The organism is Azospirillum sp. NS33 (assembly GCF_059703765.1).
In genome coordinates this window covers 16,652-32,810 of record NZ_BAAKJB010000045.1, presented here as the reverse complement: position 1 = coordinate 32,810, position 16,159 = coordinate 16,652, and the positions used below count along the sequence as shown (strand labels likewise).

12 protein-coding genes are annotated in these 16,159 nt (G+C 70.9%); 11 read left to right on the top strand and 1 reads right to left on the bottom strand.

The window, feature by feature from the left end; genetic code table 11:
* The first annotated feature begins 178 nt into the window (after positions 1–178).
* The 8 genes from AC6H2I_RS27170 to AC6H2I_RS27135 all read left to right on the top strand — a co-directional run bounded on the left by AC6H2I_RS27170 (position 179) and on the right by AC6H2I_RS27135 (position 12,139).
* Complete coding sequence (locus tag AC6H2I_RS27170) at positions 179–868, top strand: GntR family transcriptional regulator (protein WP_497503909.1); 690 nt, start codon at positions 179–181, stop codon at positions 866–868.
* A 62-nt stretch (positions 869–930) separates the two neighbouring features.
* Positions 931–2,673: an oxalyl-CoA decarboxylase gene (gene oxc / locus AC6H2I_RS27165; RefSeq protein WP_497503908.1), complete on the top strand. Its 1,743-nt coding sequence runs from the start codon at positions 931–933 to the stop codon at positions 2,671–2,673.
* 94 nt (positions 2,674–2,767) lie between these two features.
* Positions 2,768–4,042, top strand: a complete 1,275-nt coding sequence (frc, locus tag AC6H2I_RS27160) for a formyl-CoA transferase (RefSeq protein WP_497503907.1) — start codon at positions 2,768–2,770, stop codon at positions 4,040–4,042.
* 183 nt (positions 4,043–4,225) lie between these two features.
* Entirely contained in the window at positions 4,226–5,956 is a 1,731-nt protein-coding gene (locus AC6H2I_RS27155) for an NAD(P)H-dependent oxidoreductase subunit E (RefSeq protein WP_497503906.1), read from the top strand.
* On the top strand, positions 5,956–8,703 hold the full coding sequence (gene fdhF / locus AC6H2I_RS27150; RefSeq protein WP_497503905.1) for a formate dehydrogenase subunit alpha: 2,748 nt from the start codon (positions 5,956–5,958) through the stop codon (positions 8,701–8,703). Before AC6H2I_RS27155 ends, fdhF begins: the two co-directional genes overlap by 1 nt.
* Before the next feature lie 93 nt (positions 8,704–8,796).
* A complete protein-coding gene (locus tag AC6H2I_RS27145; RefSeq protein WP_497503904.1) occupies positions 8,797–9,621 on the top strand; it encodes an IclR family transcriptional regulator in 825 nt (274 codons plus the stop codon).
* A complete protein-coding gene (gene coaD / locus AC6H2I_RS27140; RefSeq protein ID WP_497503903.1) occupies positions 9,618–10,115 on the top strand; it encodes a pantetheine-phosphate adenylyltransferase in 498 nt (165 codons plus the stop codon). Before AC6H2I_RS27145 ends, coaD begins: the two co-directional genes overlap by 4 nt.
* Positions 10,116–10,615: 500 nt before the next feature.
* The gene (locus AC6H2I_RS27135; RefSeq protein WP_497503902.1) at positions 10,616–12,139 is read left to right on the top strand and encodes a methyl-accepting chemotaxis protein; all 1,524 of its coding nucleotides are present in this window, start codon (positions 10,616–10,618) and stop codon (positions 12,137–12,139) included.
* A 13-nt stretch (positions 12,140–12,152) separates the two neighbouring features.
* Here AC6H2I_RS27135 and AC6H2I_RS27130 read toward each other — a convergent pair whose 3' ends face one another.
* Entirely contained in the window at positions 12,153–14,402 is a 2,250-nt protein-coding gene (locus AC6H2I_RS27130; RefSeq protein ID WP_497503901.1) for a S8 family peptidase, read from the bottom strand.
* Positions 14,403–14,624: 222 nt separating this feature from the next.
* On the opposite strand from AC6H2I_RS27130, the gene AC6H2I_RS27125 reads away from it, so the two are divergent.
* The 3 genes from AC6H2I_RS27125 to AC6H2I_RS27115 all read left to right on the top strand — a co-directional run bounded on the left by AC6H2I_RS27125 (position 14,625) and on the right by AC6H2I_RS27115 (position 16,043).
* A complete protein-coding gene (locus AC6H2I_RS27125; protein WP_497503900.1) occupies positions 14,625–14,867 on the top strand; it encodes a FitA-like ribbon-helix-helix domain-containing protein in 243 nt (80 codons plus the stop codon).
* Positions 14,868–14,876: 9 nt separating this feature from the next.
* Entirely contained in the window at positions 14,877–15,308 is a 432-nt protein-coding gene (locus AC6H2I_RS27120; RefSeq protein WP_497503899.1) for a type II toxin-antitoxin system VapC family toxin, read from the top strand.
* Positions 15,309–15,419: 111 nt separating this feature from the next.
* Positions 15,420–16,043, top strand: a complete 624-nt coding sequence (locus AC6H2I_RS27115; RefSeq protein WP_497503898.1) for a DedA family protein — start codon at positions 15,420–15,422, stop codon at positions 16,041–16,043.
* Positions 16,044–16,159 lie beyond the last annotated feature (116 nt).

The window sequence follows — 16,159 nt, the reverse complement described above, 5'->3', positions numbered from 1 at the left end:
CGTGGAACCCGCCGCGGCGCGGGATGTCGGCCACAAATACAATTCGCACGTCCCACAAAAGCCCCTTGCAGGCATTCGGCATCTGGTATACCGTATCACTAATCCAAGCCCGCGGCGACGGGAGGGGCGGTCCGGGCGCGTCCGGGATGCCCGAAGAGCACACAGGGTCAGGGACGCCATGGAACGGCTGAGCTTCGCGGTCAAGCGCCTGGATCAGGGCACCAGCTTCAAGGCGAAGGCGTACATGGCGCTGCGTCAGGCGATCACGCAGATGGACATCTACGGGCACGAGGGCGAGATCCGGCTGGACGAGCGCCAGCTCTGCGAGGCGCTGGGCGTCAGCCGCACCCCCGTGCGCGAGGCCATGGCGCTGCTCGAGCAGGAGGGATTCATCCGCTCCCAGCCCCGCCGCGGCATCTTCGTGGTCCGGAAGACCCGGGCGGAGATCATCGAGATGGTCACCGTCTGCGCGGCCCTGGAGGGGATGGCGGCCCGTCTCGTGGTGGAGCACGCCGACGACGACGAGCTCGCCAAGCTGGCGGCACCGATCCGGGCGTTCCCGTCCAAGCCGGTGGACGGCCAGGTCGGGGAGTATTCCGACGCCAACGTCTCGTTCCACCAGCGCCTCGTCCAGGCGTCGGGCTGCGCGCTGATCGGCGAGATCACGGAGCGGTTCTTCATCCATATGCGCGCCATCCGCAAAGTGACGATGCGGACCGGCGGGCGTGCGGACCGCTCCATCGCCGAACACCATGAAATCATCAAAGCCCTTGAACAGCGCGACGCCGACCTGGCGGAGCGTCTGGTGCGCGAGCACACGCTCGGCTTGGCGCGCTACGTCGAACAGCACTGCGATTTTCTCGACTGACCGATCGTGAACCTTTAGGAGCTCGGGGAGGAGTTACCGTTATGTCAAGTGCGGCTGCAACAATGGTCAAGAACCAAGCCACGGACGTCTCTGAAAACACCGCACAGCAGGCGCTCACGGACGGCTTCCAGCTCGTCATCGATGCCCTGAAGCTCAACGGCATCGAGAACCTCTACTCGGTGCCCGGCATTCCGATCTCGGATCTGCTGCGCCTGGCCCAGGCGGAGGGGCTGCGGGTGATCTCGTTCCGGCACGAGGCCAACGCCGGCAACGCCGCGGCGATCGCCGGCTATCTCACCAAGAAGCCGGGCATCTGCCTCACCGTGTCGGCGCCGGGCTTCCTGAACGGCCTGACGGCGCTGGCCGCCGCCACCACCAACTGCTTCCCGATGATCCTGATCAGCGGGTCGTCCGAGCGCGAGATCGTCGATCTTCAGCAGGGCGACTACGAGGAGATGGACCAGCTCGCCATCGCCAAGCCCCTGTGCAAGGCCGCCTTCCGCATCCTGCACGCGCAGGACATCGGCATCGGCGTGGCCCGCGCCATCCGCGCGGCCGTGTCGGGCCGTCCGGGCGGCGTCTACCTCGACCTGCCGGCCAAGCTGTTCTCCCAGGTCATGGACGCCGCCGAGGGCGCGCGATCGCTGGTCAAGGTGATCGACCCGGCCCCCGCCCAGCTGCCGGCCCCGTCGGCGGTGACGCGCGCGCTGGACCTGCTGAAGGGCGCCGAGCGGCCGCTGATCATCCTCGGCAAGGGCGCCGCCTACGCCCAGGCCGACGACGAGATCCGCCGGCTGGTCGAGGCGTCGGGCATCCCCTTCCTGCAGATGAGCATGGCCAAGGGGCTGCTGCCCGACACCCACCCGCAGTCCGCCGGCGCCGCCCGCTCCCTGGCGCTCAAGGACTCCGACGTGGTGATGCTGGTGGGCGCCCGCCTCAACTGGCTGCTCTCCCACGGCAAGGGCAAGCAGTGGGGCGCCCCGGGGTCGAAGAAGTTCATCCAGATCGACATCGAGCCCCGGGAGATGGACAGCAACGTCGAGATCGTCGCCCCGGTGGTGGGTGACATCGGGTCGTGCGTGTCCGCCCTGCTCCAGGGCATCGACGGCGACTGGAAGGCCCCCTCGGCCGAGTGGACCGGCGCCATCAGCGCCCGCCGCGACGCGAACATCGCGAAGATGGCGCCGAAGCTGATGAAGAACACGGCGCCGATGGACTTCCACGGGGCGCTGGGCGCGCTGCGCCGCATCGTCAACGAGCGGCCGGACGCCATGCTGGTCAACGAGGGTGCCAACACCCTGGACCTGGCGCGCGGCATCATCGACATGCACCAGCCGCGCAAGCGCCTCGACGTCGGCACCTGGGGCGTCATGGGCGTCGGCATGGGCTACGCCGTGGCCGCCGCCGTGGAGACCGGCAAGCCGGTCCTGGCGGTCGAGGGCGACAGCGCCTTCGGATTCTCCGGGATGGAGGTGGAGACGGTCTGCCGGTACAACCTGCCGGTCTGCATCGTGATCTTCAACAACAACGGCATCTACCGCGGCACCGACGTCAACCCGACCGGCGGCGCCGACTGCTCCCCCATGGTCTTCGTCAAGGACTCGCGCTACGACAAGATGATGGAGGCCTTCGGCGGCGTCGGCGTCCACGTGACGACCCCCGACGAGCTCTACCGGGCGGTCAGCGAGGCGATGGCGTCGGGCAAGCCGACCCTGGTCAACGCGGTGATCGACCCGGCGGCCGGCACCGAGAGCGGCAACATCGGCAGCCTCAACCCGACCAGCTCCGTTCGCAAGACGTCCTAACCGGAACCCGCTTTCCGGTCAAAAAACGGTGGCCCGTCGCCGCGGCGGCGGGCCACGCCAACCAAAACTCCACATGTCATCGAGGGGAGAGAAGATGGGCAAGGCTCTCGAAGGTGTGCGTATCCTCGACTTCACACACGTTCAGTCGGGACCCACCTGCACGCAGCTTCTGGCGTGGTTCGGCGCCGACGTCATCAAGGTGGAGCGGCCGGGAGTCGGCGACATCACGCGCACGCAGCTGCAGGACGTGCCGGATGCCGACAGCCTGTACTTCACCATGCTGAACCACAACAAGCGGTCCATCACCCTCGATACGAAGAACGCCACCGGCAAGAAGGTCCTGGAGGCGCTGATCAAGAGCTGCGACGTGCTGGTGGAGAACTTCGCCCCCGGCGTGCTCGACCGCATGGGCTTCACCTGGGAGCGCATCCAGGAGCTGAACCCGCGGATGATCGTCGCCTCGATCAAGGGCTTCGGCCCGGGACCCTACCAGGACTGCAAGGTCTACGAGAACGTGGCGCAATGCGCCGGCGGCTCGGCCTCGACCACCGGCTTTGAGGACGGCCCGCCGATGGTCACCGGCGCCCAGATCGGCGACAGCGGCAGCGGCCTGCACCTGGCGCTGGGCATCGTCACCGCGCTGTTCCAGCGCACCCACACCGGCGTCGGCCAGAAGGTGTCGGTGGCCATGCAGGACGGCGTGCTGAACCTCTGCCGCGTGAAGCTGCGCGACCAGCAGCGCATGGCCCGCGGGCCGATGAAGGAGTACCCCCAGTACCCCAACGGCGAGTTCGGCGACACCGTGCCGCGCGCCGGCAACGCCTCGGGCGGCGGCCAGCCCGGCTGGATCCTCAAGTGCAAGGGTTGGGAAACCGACGCCAACGCCTACATCTACTTCATCGCCCAGGCGCCGGTGTGGTCCAAGATCTGCCAGGTCGTGGGCAAGCCGGAGTGGATCGAGGACCCCCGCTACGCCACCCCGCAGGCGCGCCTGCCGCACCTGATGGACATCTTCGCCGACATTGAGCAGTGGACCATGACCAAGACCAAGTTCGAGGTCATGGACATCCTCAACAAGTACGACATCCCCTGCGGTCCCATCCTGTCGATGAAGGAGATCGCCGAGGACGAGTCCCTGCGCAAGACCGGCACGGTGGTCGAGGTCGACCACCCGACCCGCGGCGCCTACCTGACGGTCGGCAACCCGATCAAGCTGTCGGCCAGCGAGACCGAGGTGCTGCGCTCGCCGCTGCTGGGCGAGCACACCGACGAGATCCTGCGCCACGTGCTGGGTTTCGACGAGACGACCATGGACGAGGTCCGCGCCTCGGGCGCGGTGGGCGAACAGCGGCTGATGGCCGCCGAGTGATGTGATGCGGTCCCCGTCCCCCCGCGAGGGGGGAGGGCGATGGCCAACGACAATGGTTCCGACCACCGTCACCGCTGCGCCACCAAGGCGCGATGGTCCCTTGCAGGACCCCGGGACGGGGGCATCATCAAGAAGGGCGGCGCTTGCCGTCACGCAGAACGATAAGGAGAGGGGGAAGGCGCCATGGACACGGCCATCCCGGACAAGACGCGCGCCATCCATCCCGGATCGGGACGGCGCAACACCCGCATCCAGCCCAAGGGCCGGCAGGTGGATCCTGCCGCCCTGGACGAGGTGCAGGGCCTGCTGGGCGACCGCCCGCGTCAGGCGGATCTGCTGATCGAGCACCTGCATCGGCTGCAGGACCATTTCGGCTGCCTCCACGCCCGCCATCTGGCGGCGCTGGCCGCCGACATGCGCCTGGCGTTGGTGGAGGTCTACGAGGTCGCCTCCTTCTACGCCCACTTCGACATCGTCATGGACGGCGAGGCGGCGCCCGCCCCCCTCACCGTGCGCGTCTGCGACAGCCTGTCCTGCTGCATGGCCGGCGGCGAGGCGCTGCTGGCGGCGCTCCCCGAGGCCCTCGGCCCCGGCGTGCGGGTGGTGCGCGCCCCCTGCATGGGCGCCTGCCACAACGCCCCGGCGGTGGCCATCGGCCACGCCCTGCACGAGCACGCCAGCGTGGAATCGGTGGCCGCCGCCGTGGCGGCCGACGACCACCACCCCCACGTCCCCGATTATGTCGGGATGGAGGCCTACCGCGCCGGCGGCGGCTACGCCCTGCTGGAGGCCTGCCTGGCCGGCACGCGCACGGTCGAGGAGGTGATCGGCCGGCTGGAGGATTCCAACCTGCGCGGCCTGGGCGGCGCCGGCTTCCCCACGGGCCGCAAATGGAAGTTCGTGCGGGCCGAGCCGGGACCCCGCCTGATGGCGGTCAACGGTGACGAGGGCGAGCCCGGCACCTTCAAGGACCGCCACTACCTGGAGACCGACCCGCACCGCTTCCTGGAGGGCATGCTGATCGGTGCCTGGGCGGTGGAGGCGGCGGACGTCTACATCTACCTGCGGGACGAGTACCCGCAATGCCACGAGATCCTGCGCCGCGAGATCGCCGCGGTGACCGCGGCGGGGCTGGCCCCGCACACCACCATCCACCTGCGCCGCGGCGCCGGCGCGTACATCTGCGGCGAGGAATCGGCGATGCTCGAGAGCATCGAGGGCAAGCGCGGCCTGCCGCGCCACAAGCCGCCGTTCCCGTCGGTGGTCGGCCTGTTCGGCCGGCCGACCCTGATCAACAACGTCGAGACCCTGTTCTGGGTGCGCGACATCGTCGAGAAGGGCGGGGAGTGGTGGGGCGGCCACGGCCGCAACGGCCGCAAGGGGCTGCGCAGCTACTCCGTCTCCGGCCACGTCAAGGAGCCCGGGGTCAAGCTGGCGCCGGCCGGTGTCACCATCCGCGAGCTGATCGACGAGTTCTGCGGCGGCATGGCCGACGGCCACGCCTTCAAGGGCTATCTGCCGGGCGGCGCGTCGGGCGGCATCCTGCCGGCCAGCATGGACGACATCCCGCTGGATTTCGGCACGCTCGAGCAGCATGGCTGCTTCATCGGATCCGCCGCCGTCGTGGTGCTGTCGGACCGCGACGACATGCGGGCCGTGGTCCGCAACCTCGTGGCGTTCTTCGAGGATGAGAGCTGCGGCCAGTGCACGCCGTGCCGCGCCGGCACGGAGAAGACGCTGAAGCTGCTGGACCAGCCGGCGTGGAACGAGCCGCTGCTGGTGGACCTGGCCAAGCTGATGGGCAGCGCGTCCATCTGCGGCCTCGGCCAGGCCGCCATGAATCCGCTGAAGAGCGCGTTGAAGCATTTCCGCGACGACCTGGTCGTCAGCGGCCCGGGCGGGGAGGTCCAGTGATGAGCGAGACCGTTTCCTTCGAACTGGACGGCAAGACCGTCGAAGCGCAGCCGGGCGAATCCATCTGGCAGGTGGCGACGCGCCTGGGCACCGAGATCCCGCATCTCTGCTACTCCACCGCCCCCGACTACCGGGCCGATGGCAACTGCCGCGCCTGCATGGTGGAGGTCGAGGGCGAGCGCGTGCTGGCCGCGTCGTGCATCCGCAAGCCGACCCCGGGCATGAAGGTGAAGACCGCCAGCGAGAGCGCCAAGTCGGCGCGCAAGATGGTGTTCGAGCTGCTGGTCGGCGACCAGCCCGATCGTGCGGTGGCCCACGACCCCAACTCCAAGTTCTGGAGCTGGGCCGACAAGGTCGGCGTCGCCGGGAGCCGCTTCCCGGGCCGCGACGCCCCGGCGCCGGACGTCAGCCACCCGGCCATGGCGGTTCAGCTCGACGCCTGCATCCAGTGCAACCTGTGCGTCCGGGCGTGCCGCGAGGTGCAGGTCAACGACGTCATCGGCATGGCGCTGCGCGGGCACCACGAGAAGATCGTCTTCGACTTCGACGATCCCATGGGCGACAGCACCTGCGTCGCCTGCGGCGAGTGCGTCCAGGCCTGCCCCACCGGCGCCCTGATGCCCAAGACGATGGTCGACGAGGCCGGCGTCTACAAGGGCGAGCCCGACCGCACGGTGGACAGCGTGTGCCCCTATTGCGGGGTGGGGTGCCAGCTCACCTACAACATCAAGGACGACCAGCTGGTCTCGGTGACCGGCCGCGACGGCCCGGCCAACCACGCGCGGCTGTGCGTCAAGGGCCGCTTCGGGTTCGACTACATCCACCACAAGCACCGGCTGACCAAGCCGCTGATCCGCCGCGACGGGGTGTCCAAGCACGACGTCGACATCGACCCGATCAACCCCTTCCGTCATTTCCGCGAGGCGACGTGGGAGGAGGCGCTCGACCGGGCGGCCGGCGGTCTGGCGCGCATCCGCGACCAGCACGGCGGGCGGGCGCTGGCCGGCTTCGGCTCGGCCAAGGGCTCCAACGAGGAGGCCTACCTGTTCCAGAAGCTGGTGCGCACCGGCTTCGGCTCCAACAACGTCGACCATTGCACCCGTCTGTGCCACGCCTCCTCGGTGGCGGCGCTGATCGAGGGCATCGGGTCGGGCGCCGTGACCGCGCCGTTCAACGCCGCGCTCGACGCCGAGGTGATCATCGTCATCGGCTCCAACCCCACCGAGAACCACCCGGTCGCGGCCACCTTCTTCAAGAACGCCGTGGAGCGCGGCGCCCAGCTCATCGTCATGGACCCGCGCGGCACCGCGCTGAAGCGCTTCGCCACGCACATGATGCAGTTCAAGCCGGGCCGCGACGTGGCCATGCTGAACGCCATCCTCAACGTGATCATCACCGACGGCCTGTACGACCGCCAGTACGTCGAGGCGAACACCGAGGACTTCGAGCGGCTGAAGGACCACATCGGGGACTACACCCCGGAGGCCATGGCGGACCTGTGCGGCATCCCCGCCGCCCAGCTCCGCGAGGTCGCCCGGCTGTACGCCCGGTCCCGCGCGTCGATCATCTTCTGGGGCATGGGCGTGTCCCAGCACGTCCATGGCACCGACAACGTGCGGTGCCTGATCGCCATGGCCCTGACCACCGGCCAGGTCGGGCGGCCCGGCACCGGGCTGCACCCGCTGCGCGGCCAGAACAACGTGCAGGGCGCCAGCGACGCCGGGCTGATCCCGATGATGTACCCGGACTACCGGCCGGTCGACGACCCGAAGATCCACGCCTTCTACGAGGATTACTGGCAGACCAAGCTGGACAGCCAGCGCGGCCTGACGGTGGTGGAGGTGATGAACGCCATCCACGCCGGCACGGTGAAGGGGATGTTCGTCGAGGGCGAGAATCCGGCGATGTCCGATCCCGACGTGCAGCACGCCCGCGAGGCCCTGGCCTCGCTGGAGCACCTGGTGGTGCAGGACATCTTCCTGACCGAGACCGCCAAATACGCCGACGTGGTGCTGCCGGCCTCGGCCTGGCCGGAGAAGGACGGCACGGTCACCAACACCAACCGCCAGGTCCAGCTCGGCCGCGCCGCGGTGCCGATGGCCGGCGACTCCCGCCAGGATTGGTGGATCCTGCAGGAGATCGCCCGGCGCATGGGGCTGGCCTGGAACTACAGCCACCCCAGGGACGTGTTCGCCGAGATGAAGGGCGCCATGCCGTCGCTCGACGGCATCACCTGGGCCCGGCTGGAGCGCGAGGAATCGGTGACGTACCCGTGCGCCGACGAGGAGTCGCCGGGCCAGGAGATCGTCTTCGGCGACGGCTTCCCGACCGCCAGCGGCCGCGGCCGCCTGGTCCCGGCCGCCATCGTGCCGCCGGCCGAGGAGCCCGACGCCGAGTACCCGATGGTCATGACCACCGGTCGCCAGCTTGAACATTGGCACACCGGGTCGATGACCCGGCGCGCCCAGGTGCTGGACGACCTCGAGCCGGAGGCGGTGGCTTACCTGTCGCCGGCCGATCTGCGCCGCGCCGGGGTCGAGGCGGGGGCCTCCATCCGCGTCCTCACCCGGCGCGGTGGGATCGAGCTCAAGGCACGCCCGGACGCCGCCGTGCCCGCGGGTCTGATCTTCGTGCCGTTCTGCTACGCCGAGGCCGCGGCCAATGTCTTGACCAACCCGCAGCTCGATCCCTTCGGCAAGATTCCGGAGTTCAAGTTCTGCGCCGCCCGCATCGAGCGTGCGGCATGACGATGGCTTAGCGACACCAGAGAAAACACCCGAGGGCGCCGCGAGAAGACGCCCCGGGTACGAACAAGGGTCAGGGACATGGAAACGCTGACGATGAGCAAGGCCGCGAAGCGGCAGGGTCCCCCCGACGCGCCGGCCGAACGGTCGACCAAGGGGCAGGTCGTGCAATCGCTGACGCGGGCGCTCAACCTGATGACCATCCTCGGCCGCTCGGAGCGGGCGATGACGCTGTCGGAGCTGGCGGTGGAGGCGGCGCTGTCGCCCTCCACCACCCACCGCCTGCTCACCACCTTGCAGCAGGAGCGCTACGTCCGCTTCGACCAGGCGGCGCGGGCGTGGTCGATCGGCGTGCAGGCCTATGTCACCGGGACCAACTTCGTGAAGACCCGCAACCTGGTGGATCTGGCGCGCCCGCGCATGCGCCGCCTGATGGAGGAGAGCTGCGAACTGGTGAACCTCGCCGTCGAGGACAACGGTGAGGCCCTCTACCTGGCCCGCATCGGCGGGCCGCGGGTGGTCAACCCCCCCGCACCCCAGGGCGACCGGGCCCTGCTGCATTGCACGGCCGTCGGCAAGGTGCTGCTGGCCGGCATGACCGAGGGGCGGGTGCAGTCGATCCTGACCCAGCGCGGGATGCGCCAGTTCACCCGCACCACCCTGTCCTCGCTGCCGGCGCTGCACGCCGACCTGGCGCAGACCCGGGTGCGCGGCTTCGCCGTCGACCAGGAGGAGCGGGTGGCCGGCGTGCGCTGCGTCGCCGCCGCGGTGTACGACGAGAACGCCTGCATCATCGGCGCCCTCTCGGTGTCCGGTTCCAACCGCCGCATCGGCGACGGGCGGGTCGACCAGCTGGGCGAGATGGCGCGGCGCACGGCGGCCGCCGTGACCCTGGAGCTGGGCGGCCGGCTCCCCGTATGACCCGCCCCGCCGGTGCGGTGTACGCCGGGACCTTCGACCCGGTGACCTTCGGCCACCTCGACATCGTGACGCGCGCCGCGCGCCTCGTCGACCGTCTGGTGGTGGCGGTGCACCGCAACGCCGGCAAGGGGCCCCTGTTTCCCCTGGACGAACGGGTGGAGATGCTGCGCCACGAGGTGACCGCGCTCGACCTCGGCGGCACCGTGGTGGAGGTGCGTCCCTTCGAGGGGCTGCTGGTGGATTTCGCCCGATCCCAGGGGGTGTCGGCCATCGTCCGTGGCCTGCGGGCGGTGTCCGACTTCGAGGTCGAGTTCCAGATGGCCGGCATGAACGGCCATCTCGACCGGACCATCGAGACGATGTTCCTGATGACCTCCGACGGCCACCAGTTCATCGCCTCGCGGCTGGTCAAGGAGGTGGCGGCGATGGGCGGCGACATCAGCCGTTTCGTGCCGCCTGCCGTGGCGCACCGTCTGCGCGACCGCTATGTGTGACGAGTACGCGCCGCGCGCCGGAGACGGCGCCGGACGACCGCGACCCGCGCCGCCCACCGGCACGGGTCGCTTTTGTGTGTCGTCCGGGTCACAGGACATTCCGTATGGCGGAAAGTTCGTCTGGTATACTTGCGACCGAATACGAAATGCGCGATGCTTCCCGGGCATCGGAGATCGTTTGCTCCTGGGTCTGACTGGGCAATCGAGTGGTCGCTGATGCGCGTCCTCCCACTTCGAGCCGCGCTGCTTCGCAGCGCGGCTCTTTTTTTGCGCGGCGCGCGGCGCCGTCCCGGTTCTGCGATGCGTTTTGCGGATCCCCTCCGCCGTCGCGCCCCGTCCGCACCCCGTCCCCTCCACCCTTCGGCTGGAATCGGCCGCGGGGCTGGCGTTCCGGCGCCCCCGCCCGGTTGGCAGGTCTTTTGCGTACGGCGGTCTCTCCAGGCGGTGCGCGGCCGCGAGCCGGGCGCCGGAGGCTCCGCAACGGCAAGGGGAACAGGGGAATGCTTTTCGGTCTGATCGGCAGGCGCAGCATCGACGACACCGGCAGCGGCGAGGAGATGGCGTTGCTGGGCCGCCACGCCGGGGTGGGGCTGTGGGACGCGGTGTTGCACGCGGGCGATCCCCTGCACCCGCAAAGCCGCTGGCGGTGGTCGGAGGAGTTCCGGCGCCTGGTCGGCTTCGAGCACGGCGACCGGCAGGGGTTCCCGGACGACGTCCACTCCTGGGCGGACCGTCTGCACCCCGAGGACGCCGCGGCGACCTTCGCCGCCTTCGGCGCCTGCCTCAACGACCGCTCCGGACGCACCGGCTACGATGTCCGCTACCGGCTGAAGATGCGCGACGGCAGCTACCGCTGGTTCCGCGCCATCGGCGGCGTGGCGCGCGACGGCTCGGGCAACCCGCTGCGGGCGTGCGGCGCGCTGATCGACGTCCACGAGGGGCGGGTGGAGGCCGAGCGCGGCGCGCTGCTCGACCGCTACGCCGGTGTCGGGCTGTGGGACGCCCAGCTGTTCGAGGGCGACGCCGCCCACCCGCGGAGCCGCTGGCGCTGGTCGGCGGAGTTCCGGCGCCTGATCGGGTTCGAGCACGAGACGGATTTCCCCGACGTGATGGCGTCCTGGTCGGACCGCCTGCATCCCGAGGACGCGCAACCCACCTTCGATGCGTTCGGCGCCTGCCTCGGCGACGCCACAGGGCGGACGGGCTACGACGTGAGCTACCGTCTGAAGGTGCGCGACGGCAGCTACCGCTGGTTCCGCGCCATCGGCGGCGTCTCGCGCGACGCCGCCGGGCGGCCGCTGCGGGCCTGCGGCTCGCTCATCGACGTGCACGCCGAGCGGATGGCCGAGCAGCGCCAGCAGAAGGCCGAGGCCGACCGCAACCAGACGCTCGTCGACCTCGCCGACGCGCTCGACGCCAACGTGGTGACGACCGCGGAGCGGGCCACCGGGAGCGCCCAGACGGTCGCCGCCGCCGCCGAGGAGCTGTCGGCCACCATCAGCGAGATCAGCGGCCGCGCCGCGAAGGCGGCCTCCGCCTCCTCCGACGCCGCCGACGAGGCGACCCGGACCGACGCGGTGGTGCAGGAGCTGTCCAGCGCGGCCGAGCGCATCGGCGCCGTGGTCAAGCTGATCAACGACATCGCGTCGCAAACCAACCTGCTGGCGCTCAACGCCACCATCGAGGCGGCGCGCGCCGGCGAGGCCGGCAAGGGCTTCGCCGTGGTGGCCCACGAGGTGAAATCCCTGGCCAGCCAGACCGCCAAGGCGACCGAGGACATCAGCGCCCAGATCGCCGCGGTCCAGCAGGAGGCGGCCAAGGCGGTGGCGGCGATCCGCGGCATCGGCGCGATCATCGTGGACGTCCAGGCGATCTCGACCAGCATCGCCGCGTCGGTGGCCGAGCAGGACTCCGCCACCCGCGAGATCTCCGCCAGCATCGGCATGGTGGTCGGCGACATGGAGACGGTGACCGGCAGCATCCGCTCGGCCACCACCGACCTGAAGCAGATGCACGGCGGCTGAGGCCGGGACGGCCTCAGAACGCCATGCGCCAGCGGGCCAGCGCCACCCCGTCCGGGGCGGCGCCGGCGACGTTGTCGGGGGAGAACCGCACCAGCGCCGACAGGGTCACCGACGCCCGGTCCAGCACCGGCACCGTGTAGCCGGCCTGCAGGTCGATCTCCCGGCCGTCGGCCGCGGCATCGCCGGTGGTGGCGAGGCGCACCACCGTGCCCTCGTCCGTGCGGCCGACGGGCACGGAGAGCGCCAGAGTGCCGGAGGCGATCCGCAGCGGCTGGCTGACGGTGAGGACGGCGCGGTCGCCGTCCGCCAGCAGCCCGTCGCGGGCGACACCCAGGCGGTACGCGGTGGTCAGCAGCGGCCCGACATCGCTGACCAGGCTGCCGCTGGCCGCGCGGGCCCGGGTGCGGCCCGCCTCGGCGCCGGCGAACAGCGTCCAGCCAGCGCCCAGCGCCACGTCGGCGGACAGGCCGACGAAGCCGGTGTCGGCGCCGTCCGCCAGCCGCAGCGCGCCGTCGGAGGCGGCGCCCAGCAGCGTTCCGGTCTCCCGCACCATGCCGGCGTCGAGGGCCAGCCGCCGCGCCGGCCCGCCCAGCGCGAGGCGGGCGACGGCGCCCGCCGTCGTGCTCTGCGAGGTGCTGGTGGTGAGGCCGGCGTGCGACCATTCCCCGGGACGGTCGGCGACGGCGGTGCCGAAGCCGGCCACGGTGAGCCCCACCGGGGCGCCGTGCGCGGTGCCCAGCGCCGTGGTGTACGCCGCACCCCAGGCGTCGCGGGTCGTCGGGTCGAGGCCGAAGCCCAGGGACAGGAAGGGCGACTGCACGGTGCGCGGGTCGGCCAGCATGGCCTGGGCCGTGGTGTCGCTGGCGGTGCCCGGCATCAGCAGGGCGCTGCTGACGCCGCGGGTGAGGGCCACCGTCTCGGTCCCGGCGCGGTCCAGCGCGAGCCGCGCGACGAAGCGGCCGGACCCGCCGGCCGCGGTCTCCCTGGACGGGGCGACGGCCATGGTGACCGGCCCGGCGGTGACGGTGGTGAAGGGCCGGCCGAAGCCCTGGACGGCGTGGAAGGCGTCGTAGCCCTGGCCGGCGGTCGCCACGAAGGCGGCGCCGTCGGTGTAGAAGTCGCGGTCGTAGGCATCCAGCACCATCACCCGGGTGCCGCCCAGCAGCCGCGCCAGCGACCGCCCGTACGCGCCGGAGCTGGCCAGCACCGAGGTCGCGGCGGTGGTCCGCGTCCCCGATACGGTGGCGCCGGTGGCCAGCCCCGTGGTGCCGACCGGGCGGGTCGCCGCCTCCAGGTCGAGCAGCCCCTGGCCGTAGGTGGCGGTGTCGGCATAGATCCCGCTCTTCTCCGCCGTGGTGAACATGATCGCCAGCACCTGGGCGTTGGAGAGGTGGGGCCACATCTGCTGCAGCACCGCCGCCGCCGCCGACACCACCGGCGCGGCGAAGCTGGTGCCCGACGCGGTGGCGACGCCGTCGGCGTAGACCGACACCACGTCCTCGCCGGGGGCGGCGATGCACCAGGCGGCGGCCGAGCCGCAGCGGTTGGAGAAGGACGAGAGCACGCCCGCGGAATCCACCGACACGGCGACCACCCAGCCGTCGGCCAGGTCGGCCCAGTAGGTGGGCAGGGCGCCCAGCACCCCCGGCTCGGCGTTGCCCTCGTTGCCGGCCGCCCACACCACGATGGTGCCGGCCACCACCGCGCTGCGCCAGGCGGCGATGGAGGCGCCGAGGCTGGCCGCCAGTGCGGCGGCGCTGGTGTCGGCGACGGTCGCCGTGGTGTTCCAGGAGTTGTTGAAGACGCTGGCCCGCCCGGTGGCGTAGCGGATGCCGGCGGCGAGCTGGCGGTCGGTCAGGGTGATGGAGCCGTCGGCGTTGCCGATGCGGATCGGCAGCAGGCTGGCGTCGTAGGCGATGCCCTCGATCCCGCTGCCGTCGCGCGCCGCGGCGATCAGCCCGGCGACGAAGGTGCCGTGCCAGCCCACGTCGTAGCTCTGGCGCATCAGCCGCCCGGTGACCGCGTCGTAGCCGGTGACCAGGCTGCCGCGCAGCTCCGACGACCAGCCGGAGATGCCGGTGTCGAACACCGCCACCGTCACCCCCGCCCCGGTCCAGCCCCGGGCATGGGCGGCCCCCGCCCCGACCAGCTCGGCCGCCGCCGACCGCCGGTACTCCGCGTCCTCGGCGAAGGAGACCGATGCCGCCCTCTCCTGTGCGCCGGCCGGGAGCGCCGCCGTCACCGACGCAAGCAGCGCCGTCATCAGCGTGCCGATCCGCATCCGTTCCCCCCAGACAGCCGGTGTCCCGGCCGTGGTACGGACGGCGCGGGGATGGTCCTGCGCTGCCTGCGTTGAAAAAGGGAAGGCTCCCGCCCAGCCGCGCCCGGCGGTGGGCCGGCCCACGGCGGCAATGGCGCGACCAATGTGGATTCCGTGGCCTTCGACGCCTACACTGGGCGGTGCGCGGGCAGGGAGGCAGAGGCCATGGCCAGCATCACCATTCGCAATGTCGACGAGGGGATGGCGCGGCGTCTGCGCCAGCGCGCGGCCGAGCGCGGCCGGACGCTGGAGGATGAGGCCCGCGACATCCTGGTCAGTGCGGTCGGCATGTCTGCACCGCCGCGCGACTTGGCCGCCGCCATCCGGTCCCGGATCGGGCCGCTCGGCGGCGTCGATCTGGATCTGCCGGTCCGGGAGCCCATGCGAGAGCCTCCGTCTCCCGATTGAGACCAGCGCGTGCTCATCCTGGACACCAATGTGGTTTCGGAACTGCTGCGCCCGGCGCCCGAGCCGATCGTGGAGCGCTGGCTGTCCCGGCAAGACGGGGCGGACGTCTTCCTTACCTCGATCACCGAAGCGGAACTGCGCTGCGGAGTGGCCTTCCTGCCACCTGGCCGACGGCGCTCACGGCTGGCCGAAGCGATGGACTTGATCCTCCAGGTGGACTTCCAGGGCCGGATACTGCCCTTTGACAGTTCCGCCGCGATCGCCTTCGCGGCGATTGCCGCCGGGCGGCCCATCAGCCAATTTGACGCTCAGATCGCGGCCATCGCCCGCGCTCGCGGCGGTACGGTTGTCACCCGCAACCTGCCGGATTTCACGGGATGCTCCATCCAGGTCGTCGATCCCTGGTCCGCTGCGGTCGGTGAGAAACCGCCGGGAGTGTAGGACGCTCGAGGACGCGTCGTCGACACGCCGCGATATCGCGTCTCGCCCGGCACCAACCGGCTCCCCATGTGTTTCCCTGTCACCGGAAACCATGCGAAGGCGGCCCGCCCCATGTTCGATTGGATCACCCAGATGGTGGAGCAGACCGGCTACGTCGGCATCGCTCTGCTGATGCTGGCGGAGAACGTGTTCCCGCCGATCCCGTCGGAGCTGATCATGCCGCTGGCCGGGTTTTCCGCCGCCCAGGGCGAGCTGAACATCGCGCTGGTCATCCTCTCCGGCACCATCGGGTCGCTGGCCGGGGCGTGGCTGTGGTACTGGGCGGGGCGCCGGCTCGGGCCCGACCGGGTGCGCCGGCTGGCCGCCCGGCACGGGCGCTGGCTGACCCTGGCCCCCCAGGACGTCGACCAGGCCCGCGCGTGGTTCCAGCGGCACAGCGGGCGCGCCGTCTTCTTCGGCCGGTTGGTGCCGGCGGTGCGCACCCTGATCTCCGTCCCGGCCGGGGTGGCGGGCATGGGCTTCGTGCCGTTCATGGCCTGGACGACGCTCGGCACCGCCCTGTGGACCGCCTTCCTGGCCGGCGCCGGCTATGCGCTGGAGGGCGGCTACGAGGCGGTGGAGAGCTGGGTCAACCCGGTCTCCAACGTGGTCGTGGCCGGCCTGGTCCTCTGGTACGTCTACCGCGTGGCGACCTTCCGGCCCGAACCGCAACCGGAACCGGCCGAAGGCGATTGACGCCATTCCCTGCGTGGTGGTGCCGTTTCCTGCTGGCGGCTCTCCCAATCATACAGGGCGCGCTGAAGGCTGGTCCCATTTTGACGTGCGGCAAGGCTGATGGTACGCTCAAATGG